Genomic DNA, 8,413 nt, shown 5'->3' with positions numbered 1-8,413 from the left:
CTAATGATCAATTGCAGAACGTTCGTAAGCACCCGGCAATGTCACCTTGAACATGCGGGTGACGAAAGCGACGATCGTGTCCACTTATTGCGTTGCACCTGGACGAACAGTCAGACCGCTCTCAAGTCAGCCGCCCCATCTGCGTATTTCGGGGAAGTTGAACGCCCGTTTCGGTGAAGTCGAACAGGCCAGGAGGGAGGTGCTGCGTAGTGCTTAGATTGTACTGCGAGTGTTCGAGATCAGGCTACTTTTTGATCAGGCGCGTTCTTCTTGCGCATCGAATCGCCCTTCAACGGAAGCTTGTGAGCCTGATGGACGAGGCGGTCGAGGATTGCGTCGGCGAGAGTCGGGTCTTGCAGCCAGGCGTGCCAGTGTTCAAGGGGCAATTGGCTTGTGATGATCGTGGATCGCGTGCCGACGCGATCGTCGAGCACTTCGAGCAGATCGTTGCGCGCGCCCTGGTCGACGTCCTGCAGTCCCCAGTCGTCGAGCAACAGGACGTCCATCTTGGCGAGCTGCGCGAGCCGACGTGTGAAGCTGCCGTCGCCGTGAGCGATTTTCAATTCCTCGAACAGCCGCGCGACGCGCACATACAGCACGGAGAAGCCCTGTCGACAGGCCTGCTGGCCGAAGGCGCAGGCGATCCATGTTTTTCCGGCGCCAGTTGGCCCTGTCAGGATGAGGTTCTGTGCATTGCGGATCCAGTCACAGCTGGCGAGTTGGGCGACGATACTCTTGTCGAGCCCACGGCTCTGCCGGTACTCGATGTCCTCAACGCAGGCTTGTGGATTCTTGAGTTTCGCAGACTTGAGCAATCGCTCGAGCCGCCGGGTATCGCGCCAGGCGATCTCACGATCCACGACCATGCCGAAGCGTTCCTCGAACGACAGGCTCGTGCTGGCCGTCAGCGCCGCCTGTTCCTCGAACGCGCGAGCCATGCCGTCCAGCTTGAGCGCCTTGAGCTGGGAGAGGGTTTGCTGCATCAACATCGTGACCTCCTTGGGTCAGTGGTAATACTTGGGCCCTCGCACGTTCTCGTGCAGGGGCGACTGCCATTCGGTGGCCCCGCTTTGTGGCAGTGGCTGCTTGTCGGAACCGGTTTGCAGGATGGTGCGCACAGACCGCTGGGTCGGCGCGCCAATCACGAGTGCGCGCTGGCACGCCGCTTCCAGCCGGTCCTTGCCGTACTTGCGCGACAGCGACAGCAGACCCAGGCAGGCGCGGTATCCCATTTCCGGGTGCGGACGGTTCGTCAGCAAATGCCTGACGATCGCCTCGGCGCTGACGCCGATCGATGCGCCCCAGTTCAGCAACCGGCTCGGGGTCCATTCCATGTGGGCGCGGTAAGCCGCAGGCATATGCTCGGCCACGGTGGTGTACTTCCCCTTGAGCCGACTGCGAGCGTGGGCGGCGACGCGCTTGCCGCCGTGCAGGACTTCCACACCGTAACGCGTCACGCGCGCGTGGACTTCCTGACGCACAAGGCCGTGCGGTGCGCTGTAGTAATGACCGTCGACCTCGATGTGCGCGTCAATGTTGACGCGGCACTTCTGGAAGGTGGCGATTTCGTAGCGACGCGTCGGCAGCGGGCGCAGTGCAGGTTTGTCGAGCCGCTCGAACCACTCGCGTCGAGTGCCATCGAGCTTCTTGAACGGCCGCGTATTCAGGTCGTTGATCAACCCGGCGATCGCCTTGTTCAGTTCGGCCAGACTGTAGAACCGGTAATTCCGGAGGCGGGCGAGAATCCATCGTTCGACGATCTGTACGCCGACCTCGACCTTCGCCTTATCGTAAGTCAGCAACTGCTTGTCGTGACGACGGTTGCACGGCCGTAACGGTCGAGATCACCCACCCCTTTCACCCGCGACGCGGTACACGAATCCAGCTGGCTACCCGGCGCATCAACTGGGGAGAGGACCGCGTCATGTTCTACGACGAACATGGCCAGCTGGTATCAATACTGGCCTCATGGACGAACGTGGATGAGCCGGACGCGTTCGCACAGGCTGCGGCGGGGCGCTCCGCCTTTCGTGTCGACGACCTTCGGAGGCTGCGCGCGCTAATCGACGACCTGAGGCCGGAGGTCCTGGGTCGTGTCAAGTAAATTACGCCGTACGTGTAAGTTAAATTACGCCGCATTAGATTCGCGCGCTCAAGACAATCGTAGCGACATGTCCATTTTGTCCCGCCTATCACAGTACATTCGAACGCAGGCCGGCCTTGACATTGACACATGTGCGGCATATTTTAAATTACATACTTTGCACCGGTGCAGCGATCTTGACCAAGCCCGATCCAAAGCTGGAACGCCTCAGGCGCCTCGGCGTACTGAATCCCCATCCCGAGCGGGTGCAGGCACCCTGGTTCCAGTCGAACGATTTTTTCGACGCCCGCGACTTGATTCAAGTCAAGTACGAGATGCTGCGCCATGTCAGCGTCGACGGCGCATCGAAGGCCGACGCTGCGGCCCTGTTCGGCATGTCACGGCCAACCTTCTATCAGGCCGAGGCCGCGTTTGCTCGCGATGGCTTGGCAGGACTCGTTCCGAAGCAGCGTGGGCCCAAGGGAGCACACAAGCTCAATTTCGAGGCGATGGCGTTCGTCGAACGACATCTCGAAGGCGATGGCGCGATTCACGCCCGGGCGCTAGCCGAGCAACTGGAATCCGAGCTCGGCATCTCGGTCCACCCCCGCAGCATCGAACGCGCAATCGCGCGCAAAAAAAAACCGTAGAGCCAACCGTTGCCGCCGTCCCCTTCGCGCAAGCCTTGACTGCCGCTTACGAGGCCCTACGCGATGCGGTGATCGACGGCACCCCGCGCGCCGAGGGCGCCGCAGCACTGCGCTATCACGGGATGCTGCATGGACTTCCTGTACTCGTGAAGTCAACGGCGGCCATAGACACCACCTTGCGTCACCAGGCGCAGCGTATGGACGCACTTCCGGCTGGCGACGAGTTTGTGCGTTTGCTGGCCAACCTCGTTCTACGGACCCATTCGGAGCTCGCCCATGTCTACTGAACGGTATCAGAAGGTTACGCACGACCACTTGCGCCGTGATGCCTTCCTCTATGTGCGGCAATCGTCACTACGCCAGGTCTTTGAGAACACCGAGAGTACGAAGCGCCAGTACGCTTTACGTGAGCGCGCCGTGTCGCTGGGCTGGCCCATAGAGCGCATCCACGTTATCGACACTGATCTTGGCCTGTCCGGTGCAAGCGCAGAACACCGGGACGGGTTCCAGCAACTGGTTTCGGAGGTCGCCATAGGCCACGCCGGCATCGTACTCGGACTTGAGGTATCTCGTCTGGCGCGCAACAACGCCGATTGGCATCGGCTCATCGAACTTGCGGCACTGACCCACACCCTGATTCTCGACGAAGACGGCGTATATGATCCGGCTTACTTCAACGACCGCCTGCTGCTCGGCCTGAAGGGAACCATGAGCGAGGCGGAGCTGCACGTGCTGAACGCGCGGTTGCAGGGTGGGATGCGCAACAAGGCGCGACGTGGCGAACTCGAACTGCCACTTCCCGTCGGGCTGGTCTACCATCCAAACGGATCGGTTGTGCTCGACCCGGACCAGCAAATCCACGCGAGCCTGCGACTGCTGTTCGATACCTACCGGCAAACGCACTCGGCAAGCATGGTTGTACGACGCTTCCGTCGCGAAGGCTGGTCCTTCCCGCGCCGGATTCGCCGCGGTATCGGCAAAGGCGAAATGCACTGGGGCGCACTGAACACATCGCGTGTTCTGCAGATCCTCCACAATCCCCGATATGCGGGTGCCTTTGTGTACGGTCGGACGAGAACTGGACGCAAGGCCGACTTGACGAGCACGCAACTGAAGGTCGCGCAATCCGACTGGCAGGTTCTCATACGCGATGCCCACATCGGCTACATAGACTGGGACGAATTCGAGCGCAATCAGGTGACGCTCAGGCAAAGCGCGAACGGATTCGGTTCGCTCGTGCGAGGTACGGTCCCTCGCGAAGGGGATGGACTGCTGCAGGGGCGCGTCATCTGCGGCATTTGCGGCAATCGCATGCGTGTGCGCTATCAGAAGGTAAGCGACAGGATGGAGCCGTACTACGTATGTCACGACGTTGCTGCTCACGATGCGGGCAAACCATGCCAGTCGATACGTGGGCGCGCGATCGATGATGCAATCAGTGCGTTGCTCCTGGAGACAGTTGGGCCGGCAGCCATCGAAGTAGCGCTCGCAGTCGAGGACGAGATTGCCGGACGTATTGAGCAGGCCGATTCCATGCGTCTGAAGCAACTGGAACGCGCGCGATACGAAGCCGAACTCGCCCGCCGTCGCTACATGAATGTCGATCCAGCAAACCGGATGGTTGCCGATGCGCTGGAAGCCGATTGGAACGATCGCCTACGTCGACTGGACGCGCTGCAGCAGGAACACGATCGGCAACGCCGGTCAGACCAGGATCTGCTTGGAGATGAGGCTCGCGCGCGTATCCGCGCTCTTGCAGATGACTTCGCCGCCGTCTGGAACGATAGGCGCGTCGAATCCGTCGAGCGCAAGCGCATGCTCGGACTGCTTATCGAAGACGTCACTCTTATGAAGTCGGAGAAGGTCTCGATCCACGTGCGTTTCCGGGGTGGCCGGACGACTTCACTGGCGGTCGACAAACCCAGGCCGATGGCACTTGTACGCAAGACACAACCGGCCGTCGTAACGGTTATCGATGAGCTTCTCGAAACGTGTACCGATCAGCAGGTCGCCACGCGACTCAATGAACTTGGATATACAAACTGGCAGCAGCAGGCATTTACCGCCAGGAAGGTCGCGCTGGTGCGGACCACCTATGGACTGTCAAGTCGATTTGAGCGACTGCGCTCGCGCGGCCTGCTTACCGGCGCCGAGCTCGCCGCGCAGTTCAAAGTGAGCCAGACCACCGTCCATCAATGGGGTCGCCAAGGACTTCTGCGACGGCAGGTTTACGGGCATGATCACCGCTGCCTGTACGAACCTCCAGGGAATGTCCTGCTCATAAGAGGCACGGGTGGACGCAAAGCAACACAAGCAACCTTCATCGCCGCTCCAACTACCGGACAAGGTGCAATGTGAAACCTACTCCTTATCCTTCGGTTTGCGCGGGCGCGCCGGCAGCATTGCGGTACCGTAATGGCTCACGAAGTCCTGCGTGGTCAGGCCGAGCGTGGGTTCATAGCGGTCGGCGTTCGAGATCAGTGCCCTCGGGTTGTCAGGCACAAGCAGCCTTGGCACGCCGCCGCAGAACTCCATCGCGTCAATGAGGCCGCCGATCCAGTCGGGTGTTGCTTCCGAACGCGTGGCGCACGCATACGTGTAATTCGATGCGCCGAGCACGGCGACGAAGATGTGCGCCTTGAACGCAATGCCGCCGGTGCGATCGAGAATCGGCACCGTTTGCCCGGCGTAGTCGGCGAACAACTTCTCGCCGGCGTAATGTTGCTGGGGCATCGACCGCTTCAACGTCTGGGCCCAGTCCTTGTATCGCTGACAGAACTGCGTGTAGCGCAAGGTCTTCTGGCCGGGGTTCGCGCCGACGTACTCTTCCCACAGCAGTTGCAACGTCACGCCTTTGCGGCGCAACTCCCGATGAATCCAGGCGCAGTCAGGCTCCATGCGCTTGCCGGCGGCCGTCGTCGGAACTGCTCCGTTGACGAGCAACTGCTCCAGCTCTGCCTCGGACAGCGGCTCGATCTTCGCCCAGTCCAGGCCGGCCGAGGCGGCAAGCTGCAAATATTGGGTAATGGTACCGAGCCCGACGCCGAGCGCGCCGCTCACCTGCCGGTGAGACAGATTACAGGTCCATTTCAGGCGAAGCACATCTTTTATTTTGCGCATGGTCGTCCGGTGAGCCGGCATCGTCGGTTTCTCCCAAAAGGAGCAACCTTAACCGCCGGCCGATTGAGCCATCCGCAGTACCGCCAACCGAAACCGCGCCTTTCGTTTCGGCCCACCGAACACGCATTTCGGCGGAGTGAACAGCCGTTTCGGCGGGCTGAACACCGATTTCGGGAAGATGAACACGCGTTTCGGACCGCCGAACACCGATTCCGGAATACCCCCGAAACCGTTCGACTTCAAGCGAAACGGCTGTTCACCTTCCTCCGGAAACCCTGTTCGACTTCAACCGAAATCCGTGTTCGGCTTCGCCGAAATACGCACCCCATCTATTGATTGCGAATATATTGCCAGAGTCCCGGTACGACGACTCGGCCTTTCTGAGGACATCGCCAATGCCGTTAGATTTCTCGTCTCCGCCGATGCGAGCGGGATAACAGGAACAGTGATCGATGTGAAGGGAGGGACGTTTTGCGACTAGGCTCGAACGCTTGGCCGCAGTACCACTGATCGGCGTGGTCGAGCCCCGAGCGGCCCGAATAGGCCGATCAGTGACCGCGCAGCCCCTATGATTTGCGGCCCAAAGCACGGGGCGCGTATTCATTCGTGCTTGGTTGCAGGGCCGAGCAGATATCCGCGGTGGCTTTGCCTAGAGCGGCCGAGATCTGACCGCTCCAGTTCGTGTCGAAGTTTTCGGCTTGGCTCAGCATGGTAATCACCGCGCAAATGTGACCTTCCGCGTCGAATACGGGTGCGCTTAGCCCCTTAGCTGCCGCGCTCAAAGGCCCAGTGATGCGAGCCAGCCGACGGCGGCGAATATCGTCGAACAGAACTTCTGCTTCCGCCAGGTTGGTGGGGCAATCGGGAAGCGGACTCTTCTCCAGACGGGCCAATTCGTGCCTCAGCAGGCGGGCAATGACCGTTCGGGGTAGCCACGCAGCGAATGTTCGGCCGGCTGATGACGACAACAGCGGAAGAATGCTCCCGACGTGAGCAGCAATCATAATCGGAGAGCTCTCTTTCTCCTGGAGAACGATTCGGGGCCCGGCGTCGCTCCACAAAGCCAAAAACGCGGAACAGCGGTGGACCTCGCTCAATTCTTTCAGCACGGGACGAGCGATTGGAACCACTGGAACGGCGTCCATTGCTGCATAGGCCAATCGCAATGCCGCCGGTCCCAGCCTGTACCGTCCAGAAAGCGGATCTTGACGTGCGTAGCCGGTCTTGGAGAAGCTGGCCAGGTAACGGTGAACCTTGGCCGGATGCATATCCGCGCGCTCGGCAATAATCTTTAGCATCGGCATCGACTCAGCACCAATAAAGGCGTTGAGTACATTGACCACAGTCTCGACAGTCTGTACGCCACCGCCGCGATCCTCGCGCTTTGAGTCCGTTGCGTTCGTCACCCGCGCCCCCCTCATCATGGCAAATCTGTGGAATGTAACTGAAAGTGAGCGATAACGATAGCGATCGAATTTTCGAGGCGCAAGCGGCCAATCAAGGCAGCACGGCCTACTTGCCGCCCGCTTGACCCCTCTCGGCAGCAAAGGACAACAGCTCAGCCATCAATCCATGGCTCAACTCTTTGGTGAACCGCTCTTTCAGGGCTTGGTTGAGTGCGATCCGACTGTAGCGCAAGGTTGAGGCGGATTTCTTCAGCAATTGTGAAGCGATGGCGCGTGCGCGGGGTAATAGCTGCGAATGTTGCACAATCTCATGCACTGCGCCACAGGCAAGCGCAGCTTGTGCAGTCAGCTTTTCTTCGGTCAGCAGAAAGTAATTGGCGCGAGTAATGCCAAGGAGCTCCTGCCAAACTATCTGGCCTCCATCGCCCGGGACCATGCCGCCACGAATATGCGAGTCCTGGAACCAGGTGTCAGGCGTGGCCAGGACAATATCCGCTAGCACCGTTAGCTCTGGATGGTATGAAGCCGGTCCGTTGACAGCGCTGATTACTGGCACTTCGATTTCCACCATGTTGACAAGTATGTCGCGAGCCTCACGCACAATCCGATAGATGTGTTCGGGGCCGTTCAGGTGGAGGTATTTGGCGGGGTCGCGAGCCATACAAAAGTGATCGCCAGTGCCGGTAAGGATCATCACGCGGTTGTCCAGGTCCCGGCCAATCTGATAGAGGGCATCTGGCAACTGGGCGTGAATCGAGTCTGGATCGACCCCCCATTTCAGCGGGCCACCGTCATCGTCGTGCAGCCGAAACAAGACAACGCCCTCGGTGTCGCGCTCGATCGTGATGTTTGGGAACCGATCCTGATAAGTTGAAAGATGAGGCAAGATTTTCTCCCGCTCGCGGGAATGACCGTCGATCGCAACAGGAAATTACCGCAAACATAATTTGATTACTATTGTCGTAATTTTATGTTGCGCATGTCAAGTAGGGTACGCCCTAGCCGCACACAGACGACTGCGTCCAACCGCACACGACGATGTTGCCGGAGCATCTGCACCGGTTCTGTCGCTGTCAACTCCCATGGCCTCGATGGTAATAAGCTTCGCGCCGATACGACGCACGATGGTTGACCTTCGCCGACCATCGTGACAC

9 protein-coding genes and 2 pseudogenes are annotated in these 8,413 nt (G+C 59.8%); 5 read left to right on the top strand and 6 right to left on the bottom strand.

Annotation, left to right across the window (positions count from 1 at the left end; all coding sequences use genetic code 11):
• Positions 1-239 precede the first annotated feature (239 nt).
• Positions 240-989, bottom strand: coding sequence for an IS21-like element ISBmu3 family helper ATPase IstB (gene istB / locus BO1_RS40015; RefSeq protein ID WP_028222370.1), 750 nt, complete (start codon positions 987-989; stop codon positions 240-242).
• 15 nt (positions 990-1,004) lie between these two features.
• Positions 1,005-1,790: pseudogene (locus tag BO1_RS54775) on the bottom strand (Mu transposase domain-containing protein); the annotation flags it as partial.
• On the opposite strand from BO1_RS54775, the gene BO1_RS40005 reads away from it, so the two are divergent.
• From BO1_RS40005 to BO1_RS39990, 4 genes are all read left to right on the top strand, one after another.
• A complete protein-coding gene (locus BO1_RS40005) occupies positions 1,748-2,104 on the top strand; it encodes a DUF5372 family protein (protein WP_322788556.1) in 357 nt (118 codons plus the stop codon). The pseudogene BO1_RS54775 and the gene BO1_RS40005 sit on opposite strands and share 43 nt — an antisense overlap.
• A gap of 176 nt (positions 2,105-2,280) precedes the next feature.
• Positions 2,281-2,733 carry a helix-turn-helix domain-containing protein gene (locus BO1_RS40000; RefSeq protein WP_028222368.1) on the top strand — a complete coding sequence of 151 codons (453 nt, stop codon included), beginning with the start codon at positions 2,281-2,283 and terminating at the stop codon, positions 2,731-2,733.
• 35 nt (positions 2,734-2,768) lie between these two features.
• Positions 2,769-3,020, top strand: a complete 252-nt coding sequence (locus tag BO1_RS39995; RefSeq protein WP_028222367.1) for a hypothetical protein — start codon at positions 2,769-2,771, stop codon at positions 3,018-3,020.
• The gene (locus BO1_RS39990; protein ID WP_028222366.1) at positions 3,010-5,091 is read left to right on the top strand and encodes a recombinase family protein; all 2,082 of its coding nucleotides are present in this window, start codon (positions 3,010-3,012) and stop codon (positions 5,089-5,091) included. The genes BO1_RS39995 and BO1_RS39990 overlap by 11 nt, the downstream gene beginning before the upstream one ends.
• A 9-nt stretch (positions 5,092-5,100) precedes the next feature.
• Here the strand turns inward: BO1_RS39990 and istA are convergent.
• Positions 5,101-5,874 (bottom strand): annotated as a pseudogene (gene istA, locus BO1_RS54770) (IS21 family transposase); the annotation flags it as partial.
• A 27-nt stretch (positions 5,875-5,901) separates the two neighbouring features.
• Positions 5,902-6,096, bottom strand: a complete 195-nt coding sequence (locus tag BO1_RS60445; RefSeq protein ID WP_167338434.1) for a hypothetical protein — start codon at positions 6,094-6,096, stop codon at positions 5,902-5,904.
• On the opposite strand from BO1_RS60445, the gene BO1_RS58450 reads away from it, so the two are divergent.
• Positions 6,032-6,334 (top strand): SDR family oxidoreductase, encoded by a 303-nt coding sequence (locus BO1_RS58450; protein WP_084688643.1) that lies wholly within the window; start codon positions 6,032-6,034, stop codon positions 6,332-6,334. The two genes, BO1_RS60445 and BO1_RS58450, sit on opposite strands and share 65 nt — an antisense overlap.
• A gap of 85 nt (positions 6,335-6,419) precedes the next feature.
• On the opposite strand, the gene BO1_RS54765 is transcribed toward BO1_RS58450, so the two are convergent.
• Entirely contained in the window at positions 6,420-7,259 is an 840-nt protein-coding gene (locus BO1_RS54765) for an IclR family transcriptional regulator (protein ID WP_167338436.1), read from the bottom strand.
• Positions 7,260-7,365: 106 nt separating this feature from the next.
• Positions 7,366-8,145 carry an enoyl-CoA hydratase/isomerase family protein gene (locus BO1_RS39975; protein ID WP_028222365.1) on the bottom strand — a complete coding sequence of 260 codons (780 nt, stop codon included), beginning with the start codon at positions 8,143-8,145 and terminating at the stop codon, positions 7,366-7,368.
• Positions 8,146-8,413: the final 268 nt, after the last annotated feature.

The organism is Paraburkholderia oxyphila NBRC 105797 (assembly GCF_000685075.1).
Taxonomy (GTDB): Bacteria; Pseudomonadota; Gammaproteobacteria; order Burkholderiales; family Burkholderiaceae; genus Paraburkholderia; species Paraburkholderia oxyphila.
The sequence above is the reverse complement of the archived record's forward strand: the minus strand, read 5'-3'. Positions and strand labels throughout refer to the sequence as shown.